This window comes from Ruminiclostridium cellobioparum DSM 1351 = ATCC 15832 (assembly GCF_000621505.1).
Classification (GTDB): Bacteria; Bacillota; Clostridia; order Acetivibrionales; family DSM-1351; genus Ruminiclostridium; species Ruminiclostridium cellobioparum.
This window is the reverse complement of the sequence record NZ_JHYD01000025.1, coordinates 59,364-86,341: the sequence shown is the minus strand read 5'-3', so window position 1 is coordinate 86,341 and position 26,978 is coordinate 59,364. Positions and strand designations below refer to the sequence as shown.

The window sequence follows — 26,978 nt, the reverse complement described above, 5'->3', positions numbered from 1 at the left end:
GCTCAACAAAAGTAATGAAGGAAGTGAAATCCACAGAAAAGCAGAGAATAATCCACCCTTATTTATAAACTATGTCACCATGAACCGTTTGGGACTTACAAAAAGGAATCTATCAAGGATTCTTGAATGTGACGACGACTTTGAGCTGCATATTATTGACAGCAATTCCAAAGATAATACCTGGGATTATATCCAGAGTCTCAATGACAAGCGTATAAAATCCAAAACCAGGTTCGAGTTCAACCAGGGCCCCATTTATCCTTTAAATCTCAGTCTTACCAAAAGAAAGCCCAATCAGTATTTTATGACTATTGACAGTGATGTTTATATTAAGACCGACAACTGGATATCCAGATTTATGGAGGTATTTAAGGCATTTCCCAAAGTTGGTGTGCTGGGAGTAATGAGGGACGATCCCTATCCCAGATATATGCCCCCTGTCATACCCCGGGTCAAGGGAGATATAAACTACCTTGAACTGAAAAATGCGGCAGTAGGTGTTGATCTGGATTTCGTACCTGGACAGCTCCAGTGCTTGAGACCTGAACTCATTAATGAGATTGGATACTGGTCGGAGGAAAATGGCTACGGCGATGCTGAACTATCTCCCAGAGTGCACCATTACACTTCCTTTAAGGTTGGGTACCTGACTACCGTCGAAATTGATATGAAACAGTTTATCGGGTGTGATGAATGTCAGGCCAGGGAATACTGCAAACTTAGCAGGAGCGTAAATACCTGTTTTCTGCTGAGTAAAAGGGCAAATATGAATGAATCCTTTGTAAAAAGAAATGGATGGAAGTATACTGAGACATTCAAGGAGATGGAGGAAGGAAAGAGAACGGCCTATTGCGCCTCCATACATGATCCGGAATCCGTTAAAAATCATGTGTATAATCAGGAATGGGCCAAAGAAAACTTTGATTACTATGTCAAAAATTCCAACAACTATGGTGAGATAAAATAATACCAATACCATGACCATGATAATTTAGACTATACAGGGCGGCCGCCTTGGCAGAAGCAGCTCAACAGGCCTTTTTTTGACCGGTTGGGCTGCTGTTGGATTAACGGTTCTTATAATAAAAAACCGCCAGCTGGGTCCTGTCCCTCAGATGGAGTTTTTCCAACAGAACACTGATATAATTCCGTACCGTTCCTTCACTCAAATGCATGCTTTCAGAGATTTCCCTGTTGTTAAGGCCCTCTGATATCTGAACGAGAAGTTCGATTTCCCTGTCGGTGAGATCATAATTCGAGAAAGCGGCCGAAGCAGTGCCATGTAACAGCTCGGGCAGCTTTGTGCTGATTTCGTCTCCAAAAACGCTTTGTCCCATATATACTGCCTTGAGAGCCGGTACAATACTTTCAAAATTCTGTTTCAGGAGGTACCCCTTGGCACCGATTTTAAGAGCCTTGATTATATAGGCGTCATCCAAAAAAGTTGTAAGATAGAGTATGCGGGCATTTGGATACTGTTTTAAAAGTATCTCTCCGGCTTCAAGCCCTGTCATTGTGTCCATTCTGATGTCTATCAGCAAAATATCCGGTTCCAGACGGCGGTACAGCTCGATTGCCTGTTTCCCGTTGTTTCCGGTGCCTATAACACTGATTCCGGGGTCTGCCTCCAATATGGTCTTTAAAGAAACGCAAACAAGTTTATCATCATCAACTACCAAAACTTTCATTAAAATACCGTTGGCCTTTCCGGCTCACAACATAAAGAAATTATTACACGTTCTTACCGTGAGCCGGGTAAGATGCGAGGATCAGTTCCATTTGGGTATTGATATAAATATTTTAAAGCCGTTGTCCGTATTTATGTCAATGTTGGCGTTAAAGGCTTTAACCCTCTCGGAAATATTACTTAAGCCTATACCGTTCTCAAGGTTATAGCCGGTTACGCTTCCATTATCCTGGATAATAAGCTGGTAAAGGGCAGGGTGTTCCCTCAAGGTCACTGTTGCCTCTGTGGCATTTGAATGCTTGATAATATTTGACAGGGCTTCCTTGACAATGGCTATCAGGCAATACTTCAGCCTTTTATCAACAGTTCCGGTAATATCATAATCCAGGGATATGGGGCAAAATTTAAAATTATCTACCAGTCCGGTGATCTGTGTGCGGAGATCTATGGACTCATCATGGAGATTGTGTACACTGCTCCTGATGCTGTCCATCGCCTGGGAAAGTGTATTTTTGATTGAAGAGAGGTTTTCCTTCAGACTATCCTCTTTATTTACGGCCATTAGAGCTCCCAGCTGAAGAAGACATCTTGAAAGCAGGTGTCCCACATTATCGTGGATCTCCATAGCGATTCTGTTTCTTTCATTAAGAGTGGCCATGTTGATTTCATAATCCTGTTTTTCCATCAATTCATTATTTTTCTTTTCCAGAAGAATCGAGCGTTCCTTTGAAGTGTCCCTCAGGATCATATACTGCTTTCTGATATTTTTAAAGTTAAAAGTGCGGAATTTCAGCAGGTATGAAAAAGCAGAAAGGACTACCACTGCCGGAAACAAGGTATGCGAGTGTATATAATTATGTGTGATGAAGGGGATGAATGCTGCCAGGGCAAGCAATTGCTCCCTTGCAGCAAAAATATCATAAAAGAGTACCGGAACAAATACCAGAAACTCCGGTGCAAACTGACATAGCAATATATAGCCTGAAAAAGCTATAATCCTGAACTGCTTTTTATCAAAGTAACTGTTCAGGGCTGAAAGGGTCAGGCTTACAATCACGGGAATGACGCTTGCGGCATCGCCCGCATCAATTATATACAATACCGCACAAGCTATAAAAATAACTGCCTTATCAACTAATTCAATCATATGAACCGCCATATCTCCAGGTAACGTCGACTGGATATCATACAAATATTTTACCAAGCATCTGTATTTTTCACAACAAGGTAAAATGCAGCCTTATTATATGTTAAAAAGGGCCATTCCAAAGCGATTTCAAGTGTTAGGGGCCATGCTGGTTTACATAAAAATTAAAATAATAAGAACCTCAATATAGGACTCTACATAAGATAGACTAAAACGATATTATTTTGGAGAATGATTTAAATGGAAAGATTCGTTGTTATAATGTCGGGAGGTTCAGGCACCAGATTATGGCCCATTTCAAGAGAGGTGAGGCCAAAACAGTTTATAAGCGTCGATGACGGCAGCTGTATGCTGGTACAAACTATTGAGCGCTTATGTGAGACTGTTCCTGCCGACCATTGCTTTATAGTAACAGACAAACGCCTAAAAAATATAACCCTCAGTACCGTAAAAAAATTAATACCCCGTAAAAATATTATACTTGAGCCTCAAAAGAAAAATACCGCAGCATGTATCGAGTATGCCGCCGTCACCTTAAAAAAGAGATTTGGAGAGGGCCTGGTCTGTTTTGTTCCTGCCGATGGCTATGTTACTGACCGGAAAGGATACAGGGAGGCAATAGAACTGGCATATGATACGGCAGATAAAACAAAATCCCTTGTGGTTGTGGGTATAACTCCTACCTATCCTGCAACCGGCTACGGGTATATTCAGATAGACACCGAAAGAGGTGACGACGAAAGGGTTATGACAGTTCAAAGGTTTATTGAAAAGCCGGATATTGAAACTGCAAAAAAGTTTTTTGAATCGGGAGAATTCCTTTGGAACGGGGGCATATTGGTAGGCAGTCTGGATGCGATTATTGGCAGTATAAGGCGGTTTTTACCCGAGCATGACAGGAATATCGGCTGGGCGGTGGATAATTCAAGCCGCTCTAACGGTAACAGATATCTTGATGAAGCATATAATAAAATACCAAATATATCTTTTGATAATGGCGTCCTTGAAAAAATCGACTGTATTTATGTAATAAAAGGACTATTTGACTGGGATGATATCGGTAGTCTTGATTCATTATCCAAAACCTTTAATACAGATGGGAACGGAAATAAAACAAAGGGAAAGCATCTGGGAGTGGATACCGGCAATTCGATAATATTCAGTGACGGTGCACTTGTAACAACTGTAGGAGTTGACAATCTTATTGTGGCGAATACAAGGGATGCTGTTATTGTTTGTCCCCGTGAAAGGGCCCAGGATGTGAAGGGCCTTGTGGAATTATTAAAGCAGAATGGATATGAGTACCTTTTATAGCAAATAACAGTCTGGCTTGAAATTACATCGTAGTGGAGGATGGTATGCAGTCGCGTAAATTTATGTTAATTAAGTCCACGGGTAACGGGTTCTGGTTTGATATGCACCATGTGCTGACTCAATTGTATTTTGCTGAAATATCGGGAAGGATACCGGTTGTCTACTGGGGAAAAAACTGTATGTACAGCCTTGATGACAGCGCGGATGCCTTCGGGCAGTTTTTCCGGCCGGTGTCGCCCTATAGTATAAATGATCTTGAAAACCAGAAGTTTACCTACTTCCCAAAGGTGTGGAGGAGTGACAACCTCCGGGAAGAGGGCTTATTTTATAATACGGAAATTACTCTTGAGGATATTATGGATTGTAATGCGGATGTGGTTGTTCAAAACTGCTTCATTGAACCTGAAAATATGATGTACTGGATTGAGAAGCACCCTATGTACGGATTCATTTCCAGATATTTATACGGTGCCATGCTGAAAAAATATATCAGGCTTCAGCAGCCGGTTTCTGATGAAATAGATGAGTTCTACGAGTCCCATATGAGAGGGAACACGCTTATAGCAGTCCATATCCGCGGAAGTGACAAGGTTGTGGAGGTTGAATATCTGTTTGAACTCAATAAACAGTACCCCTATGAGATTAACAAACAATTGAGAAGCAATCCGGATGCCAAACTGTTTCTTTTGACAGATTGCAGTGACATTCTGGAACACTACTCGGAGATGTATCCGGGAAGTATTATTAACACAGATTGCAGAAGGGTTCTGCAGCAGGGGCCGGGTTCCCACTTTCAGGAATATGAGGACAGGGCGAGGAAAGGACTGGAAATCATTAAGGATACATGGCTGGCGGCCAGATGCGATTGCTTTATAGGCAACGGCTATTCAAACGTTTCACTGGCTATAAGTGAACTCAAGGATTGGGATAAGAATGCCGTAAAGCTGTTATATTAGGCTGGAAACTATAGACATAAGGTTTATTTGGCAAATGTGAAAGGAGTATTTTGATGCTGGAAAAAGAAAAACTTCTTGAATTATATAGAATTATGCTGACAATCAGAAAAGTGGAATTCAAGATTGACAGCGAGTATAAAAATGATGAAATGAAAACGCCTATTCACTTGTCAATCGGTCAGGAGGCCATATCGGCAGGAGTGTGTGCAAACCTCCGCAGGGAGGATTATGTTTTCGGAACACACAGAAGTCACGCTCAATATATAGCCAAGGGCGGTGATATAAATAAAATGTTTGCTGAATTATACCTGAGAAAGACCGGGTGCTCCTCCGGAAGAGGGGGATCGATGCATCTGATGGCTCCCGAGGTGGGAATACTGGGGTCAACAGCCATTGTTGGCGGAAGTATCCCGCTGGGAACAGGAACTGCCCTTGCTTCCAAAATTTCAGGGGATGGAAAGGTAAGTGCGGTTTTTTTCGGGGACGGTGCCGTAGATGAAGGTACTTTTCATGAAAGCCTGAATTTTGCTTCTTTAAAGAAACTGCCTGCTGTTTATATATGTGAGAATAATTCGTATGCAATAAATTCCCACCAGTCTGCCAGACATCCCGGGGACAATATATACAGGTGGGCCGAAAGCTATGATATTCCCGGCTACCGGATAGACGGGAATGATGTTGTAAAAGTGTCCGAATATGCCGCCGATGCCATTGAAAGGTGCAGAAAAGGGGAGGGGCCCACACTGCTGGAATGTGTGACCTATAGATGGAAAGGGCATATCGGGACGGTCAATGATGTGGGAGAGGGTCAAAGATCGCAAAGTGAGTATGACTACTGGCTGTCAAAATGCCCCATAAGGTGGTATACAAACTATCTCTACAATACGGGTCTCCTTAATAAAGCATTTGAAGATAATATTAACAGCGAGATTGAAAGGCTGGTAAATGAAGCCTTTGAGTTTGCAGTCAATTCACCCAAACCTGAGCCCAAAGAGCTTCTGGATTTTGTTTATGCAGGCTGATGTGACACAGGCAGCCGGTTAGATATCATAGTTAGGAGGTCTTATAATGCCCTGGACGACAATTGAGGTTGAAAAGCAGGATAAATTTATTATAGACGATGAATCACAGTCCGGAAGGATCATATCATATAAGGATGCGCTTTACGAGGCTCTGGATCAATCCATGGACAGGGATTCCCGGGTTTTCATCATGGGAGAAGGCATTGATGATGTCTCAGGGGTCTTTGGTACAACAAAGGGCTTGCATGAAAAGTACGGAAGACACCGGGTATTTGATACACCCATTGCCGAGAACTCTCTGACAGGCATTGCCGCCGGTGCTGCCATGGCCGGGCTGAGGCCTGTCCTGGTGCATGCCCGCATGGATTTCCTGCTGCTGTCCTTTGATCAGCTGGTAAATCATGCGGCAAAGTGGAGTTATATGACGGGAGGAGCGGTCAGCGTGCCGCTGGTGGTCCGCACTATCAGCGCCAGAGGCTGGGGATCGGGTGCACAGCATTCCCAGTGTATCCAGGGTATGCTTATGAATGTGCCCGGACTAAAAATAGCTGTGCCCGCAACGCCATATGATGCCAAGGGACTAATGATCTCAAGCATAATTGATGACAACCCGGTCCTTTTTGTAGAACACAGGTGGTTGTATAAAACCATGGGTAAGGTCCCCGATACTCTTTATTCCATACCTTTCGGAAAGGGTGCGGTAAGAAAAAAGGGCAGCAGCGTAACCATAGTGGCCATATCCTATATGGTTATCGAAGCACTGAAGGCTGCCAGGAAGCTTGAGGCGGAAAATATATCGGCCGAGGTCATTGACCTTAGAACCATCAAGCCTATTGATGAGGAAGTCATTTTTGAATCCCTGGCAAAGACCGGCAGGCTAATAATAACCGACACCGGCCCAAGAACCGGAGGGGCAGCCTCAGAGATAGCTGCAATCGTTTCTGAAAAGGCATTGAACTATTTGAAGGAGCCTATTGTCAGAGTTTGCTGTCCGGATTGTCCGACGCCCACCAGTGATGTACTGGAAAAGGCATATTATCCGGATTCCGAGACCATATGCGACGCAGTCAGGGGGATTCTGAAATAAAGGGGGAACACGCTTTGGATAAATATATGGAACAGGACTGCAGGGAATATATTACACGAATTGATTTAACACCTCTCAAGGGAAAAACAGTGCTCATAACAGGGGCTAACGGCCTCATAGGCACCTATCTCATATATATGCTTCATATCTCCAATGTGGTAAACGGCACAGGCATAAATATTGAGGCCGTCAGCAGAAGCACTCCCAATAAGGCCTTAAGCGAAGTGTTTGACAGTAATTACAGATTTCATCCGCTGGATCTGAATTTGCCCGACTCGCTGGATATGCTGCAGAAAGCCGACTATATCATTCATGGGGCCACATATGCACAGCCTGGCAAATTTCTAAGAAATTATCTGGATACAATACATTTGAATACGGTGGTTGCAGAAAAGCTGCTTCAGAAGGCCAGGGTAAACAATGCGGATTTTCTGTATATGAGTTCATCGGAAGTGTACGGGGAGCCTGATGCGGATAACATACCCACCCGTGAGGAGTTCCCAGGACTGTGCTCACCCGTGAACATCAGATCCATATACTCGGAGGCCAAGCGGATCGGGGAAACTCTTTGCTTTGCATATAAGAACTATGAAAATGTCAATGCGAAGATAGCCAGGATATCAATGACCTATGGCCCCGGGGTCAGTGCCAATGATGAACGTGTTTTAACCCAGTTTATAAGGCAGGCTCTCAACAAAAAGGAAATCATTATGATGGACAGCGGCAGCAAGGTCAGAACATTCTGCTATATTGCCGATTGCGTACTAATGCTGCTCAATGTTATGCTGTACGGCACTCAGCTGGTTTACAACGTAGGCGGAAAGGAAAGCATCACCATTCGAAAGCTTGCGGAAGAGATATGCGCCATCACCGGGAGCAAGCTTTCTGTGGAGAACTCCGAATACAACTTTGCCGAAAAGGTAAAGGTTTCTCCTCAGCATGTGGAGCTGTGTATAGAGAGGATATGTTCGGAGTTCGGATTGGATAACTTCAAGCCGATGAGTGAAGGGCTAATGAGGACAATCGAATGGAACCGCAGAAACTACAATTTTTGATAAAAGGAGCCCTTAACCGCTGGAAGAACAGGTTTCGGGCTTTTATTAATTTCATGGTATCGGTTTACAAATTTAATAGAAATTGTATAATTAATATAATATATTATTGAATAAAGCTCAACGAAAACCACATTGCTTTACATAAGATTTTTAATTGAATCAGTAATATTTGAATAACTACTAAATGTAAATAAGGAAAAGGATACGTTTGGATATGTATAAAACACATATAGCAATTATTGACGACGGTGTAAATGAAAAGCTGTATAAAATAGGCAAGCTTAAACATAACATACAGGTGACACCTGAATTGAAAATATGTGAAAGGGTTGATTATGACCCCTTTATGACGTCACACGGGACCACCTGTGCCGCTATAATTAATAAATATGCTCCTGAGACGGTTCTGTCCAGTATAAAGATTTTAGATGGTGAATCACATACGGGAATGAAGGCTCAATTGATCAAAGCTTTGAAATGGTGCGCAGACAATGGTATAAGGCTGGTAAATCTCAGCCTTGGAACTATAGATTACAGGGATTTTAATGAAATAAGAGAGTCTGTGAGCTATGCTCGTGAAAAAGGTGTTGTAATAGTTGCCGCCTGTAATAACAGAAATATTTTTACCTGTCCGGCTTCACTGGGAGATGTTATAGGAGTCAGGTGCGACTGTCAGGATAAGCTTGGGGAAAAAGAATATATTTACAATCAGAAGGCACCTGACGGAATAGAGATAACTGCTAATGGATGTCACAAACTGAAGAAATTTAACGGTGAAAGCAAAACCACTTCCATGTGTAACAGCTATGCCGCACCTCTCATTACTGCTTTGGTGTACGAAATTATTAGAAATAATCCCGATATTTTATTGCCTGATATTAGAGAAAAATTAAGGAAAGCATCAATACTTACTGACAGGATTGAGAGGGAGGAATCCCTGCCCTGCAATCATACCTCTTACAGCATGGTGGACAGAAATATGGATGCTCCGGTTATTGCACTGTATAATTATTGCGGAAAGGAATCCGAGTATTTGGGCAGAAAGCTTACCGATGCATTCAGGAAGGACGGGTACAATGCAATAAGTATTTTTGAAGGAAAGACAGCGCAGGATTATTGCGCCGGGTACATAAACATCAGCAGTTTTATTGAAAATAAAGGTGATTTTATAACCGGGGCACTACAGAGGATATTTAATGTTTTTGATCCGGATATTATGCTTGTATCGGTTGATATGGCAAATCAGCATAAACAGAATTGCATAAATGATATGGAAGGCAATTTTGAAACTGATATTAATATAAATGTTTATGAAAACTTAAAAATTGAAATTAAAAGCTCTAATGAGACCAGGACATTTGCTCTGCAAGGTGATTTGGAAATAGACGGATTGTATTCTTACATTACAGGTTTATTTGCCAAACACGAGTACGATTATGAAACTGACGCAAACAAAGATTAATCAGAATTAAAGATTGAATACAGGCTATATGTAGGAAATGGGATAATATAAATCACATTCACTATACTGCTTGCTGCATTTTGCGTAATTTATCCGTTCAAAACGGAACTTCTGTTTAAGATTAAAATCCACATTGGGCATCCATGTGGTAAAAATATATTCCCATATTCCTGATAAAGTCTTTGAAGAGATGTCTTCCGGCCTGTGGGGGCCCATGTATGTGAAAACTCCGTATTTGTGCGGTTGGATATTCCTTATTTTCATATCGGGAGGAACAATGCTGCTCTGATCAATCCCTACCGAGGGCTGATAAAAGGTATACCCTTCCGCATGGGGCGGAACAGTTGTAAGGCCGATATATACATCTTTTTCCACCGGATTAAAGACTCTGAGCCTGTGATTGTAAAAGAAATCCACACCCAGCTTGTTTGCTGTCTGATTGACCGCATTATCCTCCACTTCAACCCTGTATTCCAGACCTGCAATTGAAAAGGCGGGCAGCACGGTTATTGAACGGAGAAAGACAAGCCCTTCTCCGGCACAATTCATAAAATCCGCATTAAACCTGTCCAGAATTTCCAGGGGACAGGGATTTTTGCGCCATTTTGCCGGAGTTATGCCGAACTCTTCCTTAAACACCCTGTTGTAGGTACGTTCGCTGCCGAAGGAGTATTTTGATGAAATGAATTCTATGCTGTTTCTTTCATGGATCAAGTCACTCAGGGACTGGGCGATCCTTCTCCTGCGGACATATTCCATTAAACCTGTGAAAGTGGCACCCTTCCATATTCTTAGAAGATGGAACTTGGAGACATTGACGTTTTCTGATATATTATCTAGGTTTAACGGTTCCAGAAGATTATTTTCTATGAATCCGGTGGTTTCTTTTATTAACTCCAGCAAGTGATTGTCCAAATCAGCCTCCATTTCCCCAATGAGACAAAGGAATCGTCCCATTAACCTCCGCAATTTTTGTCCTGTTTTTGCAAATGGGATTAAGTATAATCATACAATAACCTTTTTTTAACAACAACCATTTATTTATAAAAGCCTGGTAGCCTGTAACATCTAAATATGAATTTAGATGTTACAGGCTACTAGTGAAGGGAGTCCGAACATGGATGAGAAACGTCAGGCCGAACTAAAGGAAAGATATAACGGAGCTGTGGACAGCTTTGTTGAAAAAATCAAGGGTGATCCCAATGTCATCGCGGTGATTGTCAGCGGAAGTCTGGCTTACGATATGATATGGGAAAAAAGTGATATCGACATGACTCTGGTAGTACGTGACCAAAATCTGAAAAACGACAGCTATTCCATCATTGAGGACGGCATTACAATTAATGTTTACATTACTGTCAGAAGCTCCTTTAGAAGATACATGGAACGAAATATCGGAGGGTCTTTCATGCAGGCATATTTTTCGAAGGGGAAAATTGTCTACACCACAGATGAAAGTTTATATGACTTTTTTGAGGATATCAAGGTTATGGGAAGTGACGATATTGCGCTGTCGGTATTTTATATGGCAGGTGAACTCATAGGCATCTATGACAAGTGTCAAAAGTGGCTTACGGCCAGGGAAGATCCTCTTTATACCCAGTATTATATCCTGAAGGCGGCAGAAGTTATTGCAAACATGGAGCTGTGCCTGGCCGGTATTCCGGCTTCCCGCGAATCCATACAGAAAGCGGCGGCACTTAATCCAGACCTGCTTAAGACATTTTATCAGGAGGCCATGTCCCGCTGCTACAGCATTGAAGAACTAAAAGCGGCCATCGATAAAATTGACGGATATCTTATGAGCAAGCTGGACATCATACAAAAACCCGTTATTGAATTTATGGGTGATAATGAAATAAAAACCAGCACTCTCATTGCAAAGCATTTTCATGTAGATAGTCATTATATAATTGATGTATTTGACTATCTTGCCGATAAGGGCGTAATTGAAAGGGTGTCCCAGACTATACGGATAACTCCTAAAAGCAAGCTGGCAGTGGAGGAACAGGGATTTTTGCTGGTGCCGTAACGCGGCTGTCATGGGTTGATAACTATTTTTTGGAAGATGAAAGGAGATAAAGAATGCCTATCAGAACACATATTGAAATATCGGGGGCAAAACAGAATAACCTGAAAAATATATCTGTTGATATCCCCAGGGACAAGCTGACCGTCATAACAGGAGTATCCGGATCGGGTAAGTCCTCTCTGGCTTTTGATGTTATATACGGTGAAGGTCAGAGAAGGTTTCTGGATTCCATATCCAATTTCGCAAAGAGCCGTATAAGCCAATTAAAAAAGGCAAAGGTGGATTATGTGAGGGGATTGTCTCCGGTTATTGCCATTGAACAAAAAAAGAGCAATAACAATCCACGGTCGACAGTGGGTACTGTTACAGACATCAATGACTATATGAGGCTTCTGTTTTCGGCTGCCGGGGTGGGGAAGTGTCCTGAATGCGGGCATCAGCTCAAACAATTGTCTGCCGCCCAGATAGCGGAACATATTTCAACTTTGCCTGCGGGTACGGTTGTTGAACTGAGAGCACCGGTATATAAGATTTATGGAGAGGACTATGATTATACTTTCCACCAGCTCAGAGAGAAAGGCTTTAAGAATTTGCTGGTCGACGGAGAGCCTTTTTCATTGGCCGATAAAAGAGAACTTGATGAAAATGTGGAGTATAAGATTGAACTGGTAATAGACAGGTTCACTTTGAAAAACGATACATATATTCAATTGACAAAATCCATTGAGGCGGCCATGCTTGCCCTTGATGAGGACATTATGCTGAAAGTGGAGGTGGAGGGAAATGCCGGCAGGGAATTCTATACCGGTTTCGGCTGCCCCGAGCACCACCACATACTGTGTGAAATGCAGCCCTTCCATTTTTCCTTCAATACGCCTGCAAGTGCATGCCACACCTGTCTTGGGGTGGGAATGTCCTATGTGGTTGAACCGAGGTTTTTGATTGTTTCTCCTGAAAAAAGCTTGAACAGGGGGGCTCTCAGAAATACGGTGTACAGTCCCGGCAACAAGGACAGTTATCGCTCGGTAGTAATGTACAGCCTGTCCCAAAAATATAATTTCAGTCTGGATATTCCCTTCAGGGATCTTCCCAAGGAAATTCATGAACTTCTTTTCTACGGTTCAAAGGGAGAGCCTGTTGAAATGCTGCAGCCTCCGTACTCCCAGAAGAGAAACTGGATAACCGGAAGAGCCAGGCCTTTTGCAGGTTTCGTCCATGAATTGGAGAGCTGGTACAGGCACTATATAAGGAAAACCTCAACAAGTGAAGCCTTTGAACCCACCTTTATAAAGGAATGCATGATAGAAAAAATCTGTCCGGAATGCAACGGAGCCAGACTCAAAAGGCAAAGACTCCACATAACCGTAGGGGGTAGGAATATTGACCAGCTGAGCAGGATGCAGCTGCCGGAACTGCTGGATTTTCTCAAGTCACTGACCTTTGAAGAGGATATACGGGAAATTGCGGAATCCGTTATCAGGGAGATCAGCTCCAGACTTGAACTGCTGATAGATATCGGCCTGCACTATATAAGTCTTGCCAGGAGAAGTGACAGTGTTTCGGGCGGAGAAATGCAGAGAATCAAAATGTCCACACAGATCAGCAGTGAACTGATGGGCATGCTGTATGTAATGGATGAACCCAGCATAGGGCTTCACCCCAGGGATTCCCAGAGAGTAATCGACACCATGAAAAAGCTGAGGGATATCGGAAACACCGTAATTGTGGTCGAGCATGATATGGACACCATAAAGAGTGCTGACCATATAATTGAAATCGGACCCGGCCCGGGTGTTCATGGAGGCAATATCGTAGCTTCAGGTACGGTTGAAGATATTATGAGAGAGCAGGCTTCGGTAACAGGAAAGTATTTGTCGGGGTCGACATCCATACCTGTACCAGCTCATCGGAGAAACCTGGGTGATAATTTCCTGTCCATACAGGGAGCCCGTGAAAATAATCTTAAAGATGTGGATATTGACATACCGCTGGGGGTTTTTATTTGTATTACGGGAGTTTCGGGTTCGGGGAAAAGTTCGCTTATAAACGAAATATTGTATAAGCAGCTGAAAATCAACAAAACTGGTGCCAGGATAGTTGCCGGAGAGCATGACTTCTTGTTTGGAACCGAACTGTTAAACAATGTCATCAATATTGACCAGTCTCCCATAGGCAAGAACAGCAAATCAAATCCTGCAACTTATATAGGCATTTATGACAAGATACGTGAGATCTTTGCAAACCAGCCTGAGGCAATACACAGGGGCTACAGCGAAATTGACTTCAGTCTGACCCATGCCAACGGCACCAGGTGCGAACACTGTGCCGGGGACGGGATCATTGTGACAAACCTTCAGTTTATGGCCGATATTGAAACCATATGCCCTGTTTGTAAAGGAAGACGTTTTTCCGATGAAGGACTGGAGATAAAATACAAACAGAAGAGTATTGCGGATGTACTGGATATGACAGCCGAAGAGGCATTGGAATTCTTCAAGGACGAAAAATACCTGAGGCATAAATTGAATATCATAAACGAACTCGGCCTGGGGTATATGACGCTTGGGCAGAGCTCCACAACTCTGTCGGGCGGGGAGGCTCAGAGAGTAAAGCTGGCATACGAGCTGTCAAAGATAAAGAGGGGTGCGCATAATCTGTATATTCTGGACGAGCCCACGACGGGGCTGCATCTGTCAGATATCCGGAAACTTATAGACTGCCTTATTAAACTTGTTGATAACGGCCATACCGTATTGGTCATCGAACACCATCTGGATGTTATAAAATCTGCCGACTACATTATCGATATGGGCCCTGAGGGCGGCAGCGGCGGAGGTATGGTCGTGGCCGAAGGAACTCCTGAACAGGTGGCTAACGTGAAAACCTCACATACAGGCAGATTTTTGAAGGAAGTTTTATAGCTGCAAAGTTGAGGAGTGATTATCCGGCACAGCGAATTATTTATAGTGTATACTAATTCAAAAGAGTATTGTAAAATGTTAGTAAGGCCTGATATCCTGCCGGGTTGCCAAACCGCGGCAGAATATCAGGATATGGCATCGGTGATGTAACCCGGCTGTTATTTACGGCGGGAAAAGAATATTTATCTGTGAGGGACATATGGGAAAGCTGATTTTAATATTGTTTGTGCTGCTCCTGCTGATGTGTTTCTGCATCTATAATTGGTGGGAACGCAGGGAGAAGAGCAAAAGGCTGTTTGAGGAAGAAAAGAAGAAAATAAATCCCCTGAATACCCATACCGCATGGGGAATTTATGCTTTTGCCGCACTGCTGGCCATCCTGGGAATAGCGGCTTATGAAATATACCAGCTAATGCTGAAAATATACACAATTTAAAGTTAATTATATTTGTAAAGTATAGAATTAAACCTTGACAAATAAAAATTATAAAGAAAAAGAGAATATTTAAAATTATTAAATAAAATTCATAAATAAGGTAAAAATGTTACAGCCATCCATATGTAATTTATATAGGTTGAAGCGGAAGATCTAGGCATACTCCATAATTCATAACTTTGTAAAAGGCCCTGATAGCTGAGATGCTTACTTGGAGTCAGGCAAATATTATTTTTGGATTGAATAACAACAATCCATTTATAAAATTCACACCATTTTTATAAATCTTAAGCAAGTAGTAATTTAAAAGGCCCAGTTCGTTCGTCCTTGCGAAAGCCTAATCAATGAATTATAGTACTAGGTTGAATTTCATTTGGGTTACAATAAGTTAAAAACTGTTTATAACTTTAAGAAGAATTTTTAATGCAAAAGCAAATTGATAAAAAATACCAAAAATGGTTGATATCTGGGATATATTGGTGTAGAATAATTCAAAGAAAGCAAAAATATGATTGAAATAAAAATATTTTAACTGAAACTTTCACGAAATATTTATCTTTTTGGCGAAACACTATCCAATATAAACGGTTTTATATAAAAAAGAGCATAATTCATTAACTACTAAATAAAGTATTTTCGGTATTACGAAAAGTTTTACAATATTTTTAACATGAGGGTAAAATGTTACTTAATACTGAAGCTAAAACAATTTTTACAAGATTATTTAAACTGTCTCAGTAGGGGGGATTATGGATAAAAGATTGCTTATAGCAGATTTTGATATTGTATTAAGATTATCACTTATTATGTTTACTTTAGTTTTAATCAGCTAAGCAATTTTAGTAAGTCATAGACCAGATATCTTTAAGAGAACAAATAAGATTCTTTTGCTAAACGAGGGGGAGTATTTGATTTCTTGATAGGTAACCGCGGAAAGCCTGATGGAAATTCAAATAAATAATGTTCAAAAGAAATTCGCGAGCTTTTGAACCATAAAAAATACGAAGGTGTGGTGAAAAAAATGAAAAGTCTAGGTAAAAAGCTAGAATTCCAGATGGAGACAGTAGAAGCTTATTGTACTTCATGTTCCTATTGTGGATGTTCTTGTGATTGTTCTGGTTCATGTGATGCTTATGGATCTGTTCAAAGTTGGTTTTATGGCAGCTTATCAATTTCTAGAACTGATAATCACTCAGATTCATCATCGTATAGTGGAAGTGTTGCCTCTGTCGGTTAGATGTAACAAATAATATTACATATGTAGTTAGGAAAAAATTGAATCAACTAAAAAGCTAGGTTGATTCAATTTTTCCTTTTATTAACATTGTGGAAGGTGGAAATAGGCATGTATAGCCATAAACCATTTATTCATACATTTAGAGTTGGTGGCAAAGATTATATATATGATGTAAATAGGAATGTTATTTTAAAAGGGCAGAATGAACTTATAAAGCTGTTGGTAGGAGATCAAACATCATTAGATAATGTAGAAAACAATTATATAGTTGATCTTTTAGCAAAAATGAAAAATGATGGATTTTTTTCCTCAAATAAAATAAAAGAAATTTTACATCCTGCAGATGAACTTATAGAATATTATTTAAATAGTAAAATTCAGAAGATAACATTGCAGCTTACACAAAACTGTAATCTAAATTGTAGCTATTGTGCATATTCAGGAGGCTACTATAATAGAACACATACAAAAAGTAGAATGGATTTTGAAATTGCCAAGCGAAGTATAGATTTTTTACTCGAACATTCTGGAGATAATAAAGAAATAAATATCGGGTTTTATGGTGGAGAGCCATTGTTAGAAAAAGAATTAATGAGAAAATGTATCAAATATGCTAAACAAAATTCCTATGGCAAGAAGTTATCTTTTACAATAACTACAAACGGTACACTACTTAATGAAAGTATTATACAGTTGTTTGAAGAAAACGATGTATATTTGGTGATAAGTTTAGATGGGCCAAAAGAGGTACAAGATAGAAATAGAAAATTTGCTTGTACAAGTGATAGCACATTCGAAATTGTAATGAGTAATGTAAATTTAATCAAACAAAAATATCCTGATTATTATAAAAATATATGCTTTAATGCAGTACTTGATCAGGAAAATGAATTTTGTTGTGTTGACAATTTTTTTAAAGATTTTGATTTAGTTAAAGAAGCAGTGGTTTTAGCATCAGAAATAAATCCTAATTTAAAGAAAGATCTGGTGAAAAATGACCAGACGTTTATAAATAATTACAGATATGAAATATTTAAACTGTTTTTATCTAAACTTGGAAGATTGGATCAAAGTTATGTTTCAAAACTTGTAAGGACATATTTTATTTCATTAGAGAAAACCTATGCACAACTTAAAGTAACTGAAAAATTACCTGAAAAAGCTCATCATGGAGGACCTTGTATTCCTGGATCACAAAGGTTATTTGTTGATACGCAGGGAACCCTTTTTCCTTGTGAAAGAGTGAGTGAGACATCGGAAATAATGAAAATTGGTAATGTCTTTGATGGTTTTAATTATGATAATATTCGTGAAATATTAAACATCGGCAAATTAAGCGAAGATAAGTGTAAAAACTGCTGGGCATTTAGGTTCTGTGGATCATGTGCTGCGATGGCTGATTCAGTAAATGGATTGTCAAAATATGAAAAAATAAGTAAGTGCAATGGCACTATGAAATTTGCTGAAGATAGACTGAAAGATATATGTATGCTAAAGCAAATGAAATATGAGTTTAATAGATTTATAGGAGGACAAAATGAGAGAAAAACTGTTGATATTTCCTTATAGTTTTGAAATTATTCCGCTTTTAAATCACTATTCATTATTGGACAAGTTTGAGATTATAGGTGGAATTACATTTGGGCATAAGGACAATTATTGTAGTTTCAATAAAGGGAAAATAGATATTCAAAAAATGGATAAATTTAAATTATTATTAGAATGTTGTGACACGGTATTAATTTGTGATAATTTGCTAAGTATTGACTACAATGAATTTATATTTTCGAAAATTTTAGAAGCAATAAAACATAAGAAAAACATTATATCTGTAATGGATATAGATGATAAAAGAAATGATATTATTTCTGAATTATGTAAAGAATACGGTGTTCATTATCAAAGTTGTATAAATCGTGAACAAAAAAGTTATTTAATTTTCAAAGAGAATCTATATAGAATAGGTACTCCTGTAGTATTTGTAATGGGAATGGGTGAAAGAACATGTAAGTTCGAAATACAGTTAAGTATTAGAGAAGAAATCAAACGTTTAGGATATAAAGTTGCTCAGGTCGGATCACGAAAATATTGTGAACTAATGGGATTCCATTCATTCCCTAACTTTATGTTTGATAAATCGATTAGTGAAGCAGAAAAGATTATTAGCTTTAACAGATTTATAAAAGAAATAGAAATAGAAGAGTCACCAGATTTAATTATTATTGGCATTCCTGGAGGTACAATGAAATTAAATAATGAATATACTCACAATTTTGGTATTATTGCCTACGAAGTTTCTCAAGCATTAACACCGGATTTTGTATTGGTAAGCTCTTTTTATGAAAACTACAAACCAGAATATTTTAAAAAAATTTCGACTGCATTAAAGTATAAATTTGGATATGAAATCGACTGCTTTAATTTGTCAAATGTGCAGTGCCATTGGCCAAATGCGGGTGAGTTCACTGAACTGGAATACTTGACCATAGATCCAAGTTTTATCGATAAGAAGCTAAAAAATTATAAAGACTTAAAAATCCCGCTATTTAATATATTCAATAGCAATGATTCTAAGGAAATTGCTACTTCCATAATAGATAAACTTAGTTATTATGGAGAGTATTCTTTGTTTACAAATTAGTTATTTAAAGGAGTTAGAATATGAAATCTGTAGATTACTTAATTTTAAACCGTATTTTTGAAGAAAGGTTAGGACTTGATATATCTCTAGTAGATTTTAATACTGATATGCTTAGTGGACAATTTGGCATTGAGCCAAGGGATCTCGTTTACCTGTTTTTTGATATTGAACGCGAATTTAATATTACAATACCTGAGAAGGATATAGTTAGTGGAGAGTTTAAAACATTAAATAGGATGATTAATCTGATTGATAGACAATTGAAAAAAAATAGAGAAGAAACAATTCAAAATGTTTAAATGTCATAAATATTAAACAATTTAGCTATAACAGTCCAAGTTTAAAACAAAGAATGGATTATAAAAAAGGTACTATTAAATTGATAGAGTGGAGGATTATACTAATGCGTTTTAATGCAGGTATATAAGTACAATTATGAGAAAACATTATCTACTTCTTTTAATTATCCCTATGATTACGTTTAGTAGTTGTGAAACTAATGAAGTGATCGATAATAAGAGGCAAAATGAAAAAATCGAGCTCGAAGTAAGTGTTCGTGTAAACGATCAAACTACACATAATGCAATTGATAAATTTAATGCTAAAAATAAAAATATAAAACTTATGATAGATGATATTCCTTTATATATAAACAAGGAATACTCAGAGAAATTAACTGCTGATTTAATGGCGGGTGGTGGTCCTGATTTATTCTGCGATAATACAGACATATTCCCTTCCATTTACAAAACGATCCAAAATAAGACATTCTATGACTTAAATAAACTGATTAAAAAAGATAAAGAATTTAGGTTGGATGATTATTACGAAGAAGTACTAAATTGTGGTGTAATAGATGGTAAAAGATATATTTTGCCGACAAATTTTGATGTACATATTTTTTACGGATTTGATAATATCTTAAAGAGCAATAATATCAACATAGATAATAAAAATTTTTCTTGGGAAATGCTTTCAAAAATTTCATTACAGTTTATAAATAATAATAAAGGAAAGTATTTTTTTGTTCCAATGGATTTTCAAACTATTTTCGAAAGCTACGGCAAAAGCTTTGTGGACTACAAATCTAAAAAGGCAAATTTTAATTCGGATGAATTTATTAACTTACTAAAAAATTATAGAGATATAATTCCTACAATTTGTCCTCCAGAATATGCTATGAAATACAGGGGGTTATACTGGGGAATGGTAAAGGATAATGCACTCATTTTACTACAAACATATTCTACCAATCCTGAATTTTTTTGGACGGAGTATAATTTTGGGAAAAATGTTCTTAATTCAGATATAAAAATATACCCTTATCCATCATCCCAACATAATGGTAATTATTCCGCATATGTTAAAAAATTCACTGCAATAAGTAATAAATGTAAGCATCCAGAAGAAGCATTTGAATTTATAAAATATGTTTTGTCAAAAGAAATTCAAAAAGATACTGTAATTTCAAGTGCTCCTGTAAATAAAGAAGCATATAGGGAAATTATAGCTTACTATTCAAGTGAGGAAAAACGGGGCAAAGATATAAAAAATCCTGCAGATGATAAAACCTATAAAAGTAAAGCGATACCGGAAGATTTGGCAAGAATTTTAGAAGATATACCTGAAAAGGTTAATACTTGCAATTTTATAGACCAAAGTGTTTTAACAATTATTAATGATGAAATGATAAATTTCTTAAACGGAAGTAAAAGTGCCGAGCAGACTGCAAAAGCAATAAATGAAAAAGTGTTATTATTTTTGAATGAATAAGGCTTAACAAAAAGCTCCGGTAAGAATCGACTTAGTAGTTTGTAACATATAAAAAAGTACATTGTCAGGCAAGGTAAATTTTTGGGCCAAGGCGGAGGAGGTTGGAATATTTTGCATTTTCAACATAATATGAATGTCCGGGTAAAGAAAATAAACATTATTTTATTAATAATGGTATTTTCGATAAACCTTATCTCCTGTTCAGAGCAGAATAATAGTACAAACTCTTCAAAGTCTCAGTTGACTATTTACTTGATGGATTCTGACAAAACCCTATTAAATGCGGTGGATAAGTATAATAAAGTAAACTCAAATGCAAAAATTGAAGCTAAAGTATTTTCCGACATTCAGGAGTTTAAGAACAAAAATACTACCGGTCTTTTATCAGGGAATGGGCCGGATATTATTGTAAACAGACTTGATATGTTAAGCAATACAAACAAAGTTGTTTCAAACGGAGTATTTTATGACATAAACAAACTTATTACAGAAGATAGGGATTTCAAACTGTCGGATTACAACGAAAAAATTCTGGATTACGGTGTCTATGCGGGGAAAAGATATCTTATTCCAATTAATTACGTTAATTCAGGCTTTCTTACTACCCAAGAGATATTAAATAAAAATAATATTAAACTTGATGAAAACAATTTGATGTGGAATAATGTTGCCGAGATAGTGAAAAAATTCATTGCTGACAACAAATCCAAAGGTAAGTATTTTATTAACAGCCTTAGTTTTACGCAATTCCTTTGTTCTTTGGGAAATCCGTTTATAGACTATGACAAGAAAAAAACGTCATATGCTTCAAAGGAGTTTATTGAAGTACTAAATTTTTATAAGGATATTTATCCGGCAATTTGTCCAGGCAGGATTTCAAGCAAATATTCTTATACCGAATTATTAAAAAATGGTACCGTTGTGATGGTGAATACTGCAGGGATATATAGTCCGTATTCCCTTTATGAAGCATATAATCAAATCACCAGACTTTTTAATAAGCAGGAGGTGAGAATATTTGCATTTCCAACATGGAACAAAGGAGATGTCAACACCGTGTGGCCCTATTATTTGTTAAGTATAAATGCAAAATGTAAAAGCAAACCGGATGCTTTTGCATTTATAAAGCTGCTGCTTTCAGATGAATACCAACAGCAGGCCGGAAAGGATGACCCAAATTGGTATACTCCGGTAAGTGAAAGTGCCTATAATCTAGATAAAAAATTTTGCTTAAGTAAATAGTAATACTGTTTTAGGGAATATTCCCTTGACTGAGCAGTTGGCACACCGTATGGATAAAATAAGGGCAAATGTCGGCAGCGGTAAGTTATATGAAAACGAAGTATATAAAATTATTGAAGAAGAGTTGCCTGAATTTCTTAATGGAAATAAATCAGCCGGCGGTACAGCAAAAACTATTGACGATAGAATAACCATTTATCTGAATGAGTGATTATGTTTTGCTTTTAATATAATTACTACTTGCGGCCTTCCTGAACAAAACGTTCGATTAATAACCGCTATTCATCAAAAGTTTACAAATACTTGAATAAAAGCGTAGATATCCCTGTTGTAGTATTATATAATTATTATGGTAAAAATATTTGTTTGGATAAAAAGCTTGTTTACCAAAGATGAGGTAGGAAATGACAGTGTTACAAACAAAACTTAAAACAAGACAATCCATAGCAGGCTTTATTTTTGCACTTCCCAGCCTGGCGGGTTTTGCCCTGTTCTTTGCAATACCCTTTGCAATCAGCATATACTACTGTTTTACACAGGGAATAGGCGGGATTGAATTTGTAGGATTTCAGAATTTTATAGATCTGTTTCACAGCAATTCTTTTTTACTGGCATCCAAAAACACAATCATATTTAATGCCATAAGCGTTCCGGCTATAATTATCCTTTCATTTCTGCTGTCCTTGCTTTTAAACAGTCGTATCAAGGGACTTCCGGTATTTAGAAGCTTTTTTATACTGCCGCTGGTAATACCTGTGGCATCTGTAATTCTTGTTTGGAATATTCTTTTCAATGAATATGGGGTAATAAACAGTATCCTTATAAAATTCGGGTTTGCCGGGAATATAGACTGGATAAAAAGTGATCAGTCCATGTGGGTGCTGGTGCTTCTGTACCTGTGGAAAAATTGCGGCTACAACGTAATATTATTTCTGGCGGGTCTCAGCAATATACCAAAGGAATATTATGAATCGGCACGTATGGACGGGGCCGGCCCCTTGGCCTGCATAAAAAACATTACCATACCTTTTCTCATACCAACGGGTTTTTTCGTATTAATGATGTCAATCGTAAACTCCTTCAAGGTGTTCAGAGAGGCCTATCTGCTCGCAGGGAGCTATCCAAGTCTTAAAATTTACATGCTCCAGCATTTTATGAATAACAACTTTATGAACCTTTCCTATCAAAGGCTTACAACAGCGGCCCTCATTATGGCAGTCGTAATAGCATTACTGGTATTTATTGTTTTCAAAATTGAAGCCAGATTTGGAAGGAGCATTTAACATGAAAACTATGGAGAATTTTTTAGCCGGATCGGGAATTAAACTGAAGAGTCTGGTAAAGTACATAATAATGCTTTGTATTTCTGCAGCACTGCTGTTTCCGGTAGTGTATATGCTTGCAAATTCCTTCATGTCAAGCAGCGAGGTAATGGAGAACTACAGCGCGGTCAGCGGGGCGGCCGTGGAGGAAGGGAGGACTCCCGGGATAACCTTCAGCCTGATACCTGAAAAAGTAAGCTTCATGCAATATTACAACGTGCTGCTGCGGAAACCCAGGTTCCTCTTTATGTTCTGGAATTCAGTTATGGTCACTGTGCCCATAATGCTGGGACAGATTGTGGTAGCAACAATGGCGGCATACGCCTTTGCCAAGCTGAAATTCCCGTTCAGTGACAAGATTTTCTACATATATATTATTGTAATGATGATGCCGTATCAGGTAACCCTTGTACCCAACTATATCATCCTGGACAGGACCAACCTGATAGGTTCCTATTGGTCCATTATCCTGCCGGGGGTCTTTTCCACCTTTGGGGTATTCCTATTAAGACAGTTTATGATAAATATACCCGACGATTATTGCGAGGCTGCCAAAATTGACGGAGCAGGCTACTGGAAATCCCTTACCTCAATTCTGCTGCCGCAATGCAAGGGCGCAATAGCCTCACTGGCCATACTTGTCTTCATTGACAACTGGAATATGGTTGAGCAGCCGCTGGTATTTCTAAAGGATGAAACCATGCATCCGCTGTCAATATTCCTGTCCAGAATAAACAGCGAAGATATCGGTATTGCCTTTGCCTGCGGAATATTGTATATGTTCCCCACCCTGCTGATCTTTTTATATGGGGAGAATTATTTTATTGAGGGGATCGAACTGTCCGGTATCAAATGACAACTTTTTTGGAGGATATAATGGATAATATTCAGACAGAGAGTCAATTATTAAAAAGAAAAAAAATAATCAGAAGGACTGCGGTTGCCTTCATATGTGTCATAATCCTGCTAACCTTTTTTTCAAGCACGATAAATAATTTTCTGCTGCCAACCGTAGAATGTGATACTGCTTCCTCGGGGACCCTCACCAATGAAATAACCGCCGAAGGAGAGATTTTCCCTGTGGGCACCGAAGCCGTTTATGCTTATGGAACATGGAAGGTCAGGGATATAAAGGTGGAGGAAGAACAGGAGGTAGCGCCGGGGGAAGAGCTTGCCGTAATTGACAGCAGGGACCTTCAGCTTGACATAAAGAAGGCCGAGCTGAATGTGCAGAAGCTGGAAAATGAACTCAAGAGATATAAAAACGGCTTTCAGGAAGCGGATATGGAGCAGTACAGGAATGACTGCGAGGCCGCACTGAAGGCTGTGCAAAAGGCCCAGAAAAACCTGGATGACCAAAAGGAGCTCTATGCTGTTGATGCCGTTTCGCTGCAGGAGGTAAATGATGCCCAGGATAAGCTGGATGCGGCAAACCGCGAATATAATGAAAAGCAAAGGACTTTATCCCAGAAAGAAACCGAGATCAAAAAAGCAGGAGAAAGCTATGGCATCAATATAGCGGAAAAAGAATCCGAACTCGAGGTTGGAAAGCTTGAGCTTCAGAAGATGAAAAATAACATTCCCATGGATGGAATTATAAAGGCGCCTGTCGGAGGCACCATAAAAAGCATATCCATCGAAAAAGGCTCTGTTACAGGCAGCGGGCAGGTATTGTTCGAGATAGTAAAAAAAGAATCGGGCCTGGCTGTGAGGTGGACGCTGGAGACCAAACCTGCCGGTGAGGTTGAGATAAACGATACTGTTGAGATTTCGGGAGAAGCTGATGAAAATTTTAATTTCAACGGAAAAGTAAAGGACAAAAAATATCTGACCGAACAAGGCAAGTATCAATTTACCTCTTACCTTGAGAATTCCAAGGAAAACCTTAAAATAGGCCAGAAGGTTGATGTCAAAGTCAGAAGGGAAAGCCGGCAGTACAAAACCCTTGTTCCAAACAGCAGTATAGTGGACGAAGGCGGAAGAAAATACGTATTCCTTTTAAAGGAAAGAAAAGGCGTATTGGGGACCGAAACTAATGTTCAAAAAGTGGAAATCACAGTGCAGGAGGAGGCCGACTTATACAGTGCCGTATCACTGAATGGTTTTGCAGGTGATGAAAAGATAGTTGTGTTTAGCTCCAAAGCACTTTCTGACGGACTCCAGGTTAAGTTGAGGTGAATGGATTGGATGAGATTAAATTACGAAGATATTCGGTAAAAAAATTATTAGTCCTTTTATCAGCCCTGTACTGCCTGGTATTTGTCATAAACAGTATGGCTTTGGGGTATGAATATAAATTTGACGGGGATTATGGGAAAAGGATTGAAGTCAATATAAAAAATAACCTGATTCCTGAAGGCAGAACATTAAAACTGCAGAATCTTGAGTCCTTAATAAATCGTTCCGGCTTGAATTATTCCTATCAATGTGAAGCAGAGGCCTATATAAAAGCCGGAAGTAAGGGGTATCCCGTTAAGAGGGTGCTATCCGGCCGAAACCTGTCCGGCTTTTTAGGACTTCGCATGCTGAAGGGCTCATTCTTTAACGGCAGTCAGCATGAGTATGGAAAAAAAGTTGCAGTCATAAGTGAAACTTTGGCTGAGAAATTGTATATGACAAATAATGTTCTGGGAAATGAAGTTGAAATTTCAGGGATTAAATATAAGGTGACCGGTGTTTACCAGAATAAAAATAGACCCTTTTCAATATTATCTTCGGACGGAGTTGAAAGAATCTATGTTCCGTTTGAGAGCCTCACAGGATATAAGGACCTGACCATAGAAACAGTATTTTTGAAAGGTCAAAGCCTTCAGGAGGAAATCTTCAGGACTGACAAGGTTAACAGCCTGCTTAAACAAGCAGGTGTAAATACTGATTATTATAGACTGAAAGATTTTTACGATAGTTCTGTTTTTATTTCACAGCCTCTTTCAGCTTTCATATTCTTTGTAGGGATTCTAATAATGATCATATTGGCAAAGGGCACTGTCAGGTATATTAAAGGCGGTATTTCAAATTTTGAGCAGCGCATGAAAGCAGGGTATTTATTTGAGGTTATTAAAAGTTCAAAACTGGGAATATTGATCTTTTTAGCGGGAGCGGCATTTCTGCTTTGCGGTATTGCTGCCGTATTTTTCATGGTCAGATTTAAGGGGAGCATACCCTATCAGTACATACCTCCGGATAATATTTTTGATTTTCAGTTTTATGGCGGTTTGATAAGGGAAGCTCTTTACAACGCCAATGAGTTTAATGGGTACAGACCTACACAATATGAATTGCAGGTTCACTATGGACTGGTTGCCGTTTACTGCCTGACAGTCCTGCTTGTCATCAGTTTTATTGCAGTGGGATCTGCCATCAAATTAAACCGGTTTTTAATGTATTCATCCTTAAACAGCTTAACCGTGCTGGGCGGTGCAATAGTGCTGGGCACGGTATCAGGCTTTATCATCTGTCTGATATTTGGCATTCAATCCGCTTCTCCGGTCAGGTCTTTCACTGCTTTAAGCATTTATTTCTGTGCCAGGCTGATCAGAATACCTGAAGGTATCAGTCATGCAAACTTTGGTTTACAAAAATAGAAAAATGTTTCACAAATCATTTATGGATTACATAAAATATCATGAATACCATAAATTGAG

24 protein-coding genes are annotated in these 26,978 nt (G+C 38.9%); 21 read left to right on the top strand and 3 right to left on the bottom strand.

All coding sequences use genetic code 11. From position 1 onward, the window contains the following. Positions 1–79 precede the first annotated feature (79 nt). Positions 80–967 carry a glycosyltransferase gene (locus T344_RS0110390; protein WP_422784862.1) on the top strand — a complete coding sequence of 296 codons (888 nt, stop codon included), beginning with the start codon at positions 80–82 and terminating at the stop codon, positions 965–967. A 100-nt stretch (positions 968–1,067) separates the two neighbouring features. Here the strand turns inward: T344_RS0110390 and T344_RS0110385 are convergent, their stop codons facing one another. Beyond that, positions 1,068–1,688 (bottom strand): response regulator transcription factor, encoded by a 621-nt coding sequence (locus T344_RS0110385; RefSeq protein WP_027628646.1) that lies wholly within the window; start codon positions 1,686–1,688, stop codon positions 1,068–1,070. Between the two features lie 81 nt (positions 1,689–1,769). Beyond that, complete coding sequence (locus T344_RS0110380) at positions 1,770–2,834, bottom strand: sensor histidine kinase (protein ID WP_027628645.1); 1,065 nt, start codon at positions 2,832–2,834, stop codon at positions 1,770–1,772. A gap of 240 nt (positions 2,835–3,074) precedes the next feature. Here T344_RS0110380 and T344_RS0110375 point away from each other — a divergent pair, with 240 nt between their 5' ends. The 6 genes from T344_RS0110375 (at position 3,075) to T344_RS0110350 (ending at position 9,730) form a co-directional block, all read left to right on the top strand. Further along, positions 3,075–4,148: a mannose-1-phosphate guanylyltransferase gene (locus tag T344_RS0110375; RefSeq protein ID WP_027628644.1), complete on the top strand. Its 1,074-nt coding sequence runs from the start codon at positions 3,075–3,077 to the stop codon at positions 4,146–4,148. Between the two features lie 44 nt (positions 4,149–4,192). After that, entirely contained in the window at positions 4,193–5,104 is a 912-nt protein-coding gene (locus T344_RS0110370; RefSeq protein WP_027628643.1) for an O-fucosyltransferase family protein, read from the top strand. 53 nt (positions 5,105–5,157) lie between these two features. After that, positions 5,158–6,126 carry a thiamine pyrophosphate-dependent dehydrogenase E1 component subunit alpha gene (locus T344_RS0110365; RefSeq protein WP_242842053.1) on the top strand — a complete coding sequence of 323 codons (969 nt, stop codon included), beginning with the start codon at positions 5,158–5,160 and terminating at the stop codon, positions 6,124–6,126. 46 nt (positions 6,127–6,172) lie between these two features. Continuing rightward, positions 6,173–7,213: an alpha-ketoacid dehydrogenase subunit beta gene (locus tag T344_RS0110360; protein WP_027628641.1), complete on the top strand. Its 1,041-nt coding sequence runs from the start codon at positions 6,173–6,175 to the stop codon at positions 7,211–7,213. 14 nt (positions 7,214–7,227) lie between these two features. Beyond that, positions 7,228–8,268, top strand: coding sequence for an NAD-dependent epimerase/dehydratase family protein (locus tag T344_RS0110355; protein WP_027628640.1), 1,041 nt, complete (start codon positions 7,228–7,230; stop codon positions 8,266–8,268). 214 nt (positions 8,269–8,482) lie between these two features. Next, complete coding sequence (locus T344_RS0110350) at positions 8,483–9,730, top strand: S8 family peptidase (protein WP_034861077.1); 1,248 nt, start codon at positions 8,483–8,485, stop codon at positions 9,728–9,730. 24 nt (positions 9,731–9,754) lie between these two features. Here T344_RS0110350 and T344_RS0110345 read toward each other — a convergent pair whose 3' ends face one another. After that, positions 9,755–10,645: an AraC family transcriptional regulator gene (locus T344_RS0110345; RefSeq protein ID WP_027628638.1), complete on the bottom strand. Its 891-nt coding sequence runs from the start codon at positions 10,643–10,645 to the stop codon at positions 9,755–9,757. A gap of 202 nt (positions 10,646–10,847) precedes the next feature. Here T344_RS0110345 and T344_RS0110340 point away from each other — a divergent pair, with 202 nt between their 5' ends. The 14 genes from T344_RS0110340 (at position 10,848) to T344_RS0110275 (ending at position 26,918) form a co-directional block, all read left to right on the top strand. Then, on the top strand, positions 10,848–11,762 hold the full coding sequence (locus tag T344_RS0110340; RefSeq protein WP_027628637.1) for a nucleotidyltransferase: 915 nt from the start codon (positions 10,848–10,850) through the stop codon (positions 11,760–11,762). A gap of 53 nt (positions 11,763–11,815) precedes the next feature. Next, a complete protein-coding gene (uvrA, locus tag T344_RS0110335; RefSeq protein WP_027628636.1) occupies positions 11,816–14,683 on the top strand; it encodes an excinuclease ABC subunit UvrA in 2,868 nt (955 codons plus the stop codon). Positions 14,684–14,882: 199 nt separating this feature from the next. After that, the gene (locus T344_RS0110330; protein ID WP_027628635.1) at positions 14,883–15,119 is read left to right on the top strand and encodes a hypothetical protein; all 237 of its coding nucleotides are present in this window, start codon (positions 14,883–14,885) and stop codon (positions 15,117–15,119) included. A gap of 1,021 nt (positions 15,120–16,140) precedes the next feature. Beyond that, on the top strand, positions 16,141–16,356 hold the full coding sequence (locus T344_RS31920; RefSeq protein WP_084331187.1) for a CLI_3235 family bacteriocin precursor: 216 nt from the start codon (positions 16,141–16,143) through the stop codon (positions 16,354–16,356). A gap of 108 nt (positions 16,357–16,464) precedes the next feature. Next, the gene (gene ccpM, locus T344_RS0110320) at positions 16,465–17,925 is read left to right on the top strand and encodes a Cys-rich peptide radical SAM maturase CcpM (protein WP_027628634.1); all 1,461 of its coding nucleotides are present in this window, start codon (positions 16,465–16,467) and stop codon (positions 17,923–17,925) included. After that, on the top strand, positions 17,894–18,997 hold the full coding sequence (locus T344_RS0110315) for a TIGR04066 family peptide maturation system protein (RefSeq protein ID WP_027628633.1): 1,104 nt from the start codon (positions 17,894–17,896) through the stop codon (positions 18,995–18,997). The genes ccpM and T344_RS0110315 overlap by 32 nt, the downstream gene beginning before the upstream one ends. Positions 18,998–19,017: 20 nt before the next feature. After that, a complete protein-coding gene (locus T344_RS27995; protein WP_034861073.1) occupies positions 19,018–19,296 on the top strand; it encodes a phosphopantetheine-binding protein in 279 nt (92 codons plus the stop codon). Positions 19,297–19,501: 205 nt separating this feature from the next. Further along, positions 19,502–20,770 (top strand): ABC transporter substrate-binding protein, encoded by a 1,269-nt coding sequence (locus T344_RS0110305; protein ID WP_027628632.1) that lies wholly within the window; start codon positions 19,502–19,504, stop codon positions 20,768–20,770. Between the two features lie 111 nt (positions 20,771–20,881). After that, positions 20,882–22,012, top strand: coding sequence for an ABC transporter substrate-binding protein (locus T344_RS0110300; RefSeq protein ID WP_154669439.1), 1,131 nt, complete (start codon positions 20,882–20,884; stop codon positions 22,010–22,012). A gap of 49 nt (positions 22,013–22,061) precedes the next feature. Next, positions 22,062–22,223 (top strand): hypothetical protein, encoded by a 162-nt coding sequence (locus tag T344_RS30990; protein ID WP_154669438.1) that lies wholly within the window; start codon positions 22,062–22,064, stop codon positions 22,221–22,223. Between the two features lie 193 nt (positions 22,224–22,416). Then, positions 22,417–23,295 carry a carbohydrate ABC transporter permease gene (locus tag T344_RS0110290; RefSeq protein ID WP_027628630.1) on the top strand — a complete coding sequence of 293 codons (879 nt, stop codon included), beginning with the start codon at positions 22,417–22,419 and terminating at the stop codon, positions 23,293–23,295. Between the two features lies 1 nt (position 23,296). Continuing rightward, positions 23,297–24,190, top strand: coding sequence for a carbohydrate ABC transporter permease (locus tag T344_RS0110285; RefSeq protein ID WP_084331185.1), 894 nt, complete (start codon positions 23,297–23,299; stop codon positions 24,188–24,190). Positions 24,191–24,210: 20 nt separating this feature from the next. Then, complete coding sequence (locus tag T344_RS0110280) at positions 24,211–25,512, top strand: efflux RND transporter periplasmic adaptor subunit (protein ID WP_027628628.1); 1,302 nt, start codon at positions 24,211–24,213, stop codon at positions 25,510–25,512. Positions 25,513–25,517: 5 nt separating this feature from the next. Further along, entirely contained in the window at positions 25,518–26,918 is a 1,401-nt protein-coding gene (locus tag T344_RS0110275; protein WP_027628627.1) for an ABC transporter permease, read from the top strand. The last annotated feature ends 60 nt before the right edge of the window (positions 26,919–26,978 follow it).

Coding starts and splice junctions, on each gene's coding strand:
- T344_RS0110390 (WP_422784862.1), top strand. CDS start 80: ATGAACCGTTTGGGACTTACAAAAAGGAATCTATCAAGGATTCTTGAA.
- T344_RS0110385 (WP_027628646.1), bottom strand. CDS start 1,688: ATGAAAGTTTTGGTAGTTGATGATGATAAACTTGTTTGCGTTTCTTTA.
- T344_RS0110380 (WP_027628645.1), bottom strand. CDS start 2,834: ATGATTGAATTAGTTGATAAGGCAGTTATTTTTATAGCTTGTGCGGTA.
- T344_RS0110375 (WP_027628644.1), top strand. CDS start 3,075: ATGGAAAGATTCGTTGTTATAATGTCGGGAGGTTCAGGCACCAGATTA.
- T344_RS0110370 (WP_027628643.1), top strand. CDS start 4,193: ATGCAGTCGCGTAAATTTATGTTAATTAAGTCCACGGGTAACGGGTTC.
- T344_RS0110365 (WP_242842053.1), top strand. CDS start 5,158: ATGCTGGAAAAAGAAAAACTTCTTGAATTATATAGAATTATGCTGACA.
- T344_RS0110360 (WP_027628641.1), top strand. CDS start 6,173: ATGCCCTGGACGACAATTGAGGTTGAAAAGCAGGATAAATTTATTATA.
- T344_RS0110350 (WP_034861077.1), top strand. CDS start 8,483: ATGTATAAAACACATATAGCAATTATTGACGACGGTGTAAATGAAAAG.
- T344_RS0110340 (WP_027628637.1), top strand. CDS start 10,848: ATGGATGAGAAACGTCAGGCCGAACTAAAGGAAAGATATAACGGAGCT.
- uvrA (WP_027628636.1), top strand. CDS start 11,816: ATGCCTATCAGAACACATATTGAAATATCGGGGGCAAAACAGAATAAC.
- T344_RS0110330 (WP_027628635.1), top strand. CDS start 14,883: ATGGGAAAGCTGATTTTAATATTGTTTGTGCTGCTCCTGCTGATGTGT.
- T344_RS31920 (WP_084331187.1), top strand. CDS start 16,141: ATGAAAAGTCTAGGTAAAAAGCTAGAATTCCAGATGGAGACAGTAGAA.
- ccpM (WP_027628634.1), top strand. CDS start 16,465: ATGTATAGCCATAAACCATTTATTCATACATTTAGAGTTGGTGGCAAA.
- T344_RS0110315 (WP_027628633.1), top strand. CDS start 17,894: ATGAGAGAAAAACTGTTGATATTTCCTTATAGTTTTGAAATTATTCCG.
- T344_RS27995 (WP_034861073.1), top strand. CDS start 19,018: ATGAAATCTGTAGATTACTTAATTTTAAACCGTATTTTTGAAGAAAGG.
- T344_RS30990 (WP_154669438.1), top strand. CDS start 22,062: ATGGATAAAATAAGGGCAAATGTCGGCAGCGGTAAGTTATATGAAAAC.
- T344_RS0110290 (WP_027628630.1), top strand. CDS start 22,417: ATGACAGTGTTACAAACAAAACTTAAAACAAGACAATCCATAGCAGGC.
- T344_RS0110285 (WP_084331185.1), top strand. CDS start 23,297: ATGAAAACTATGGAGAATTTTTTAGCCGGATCGGGAATTAAACTGAAG.
- T344_RS0110280 (WP_027628628.1), top strand. CDS start 24,211: ATGGATAATATTCAGACAGAGAGTCAATTATTAAAAAGAAAAAAAATA.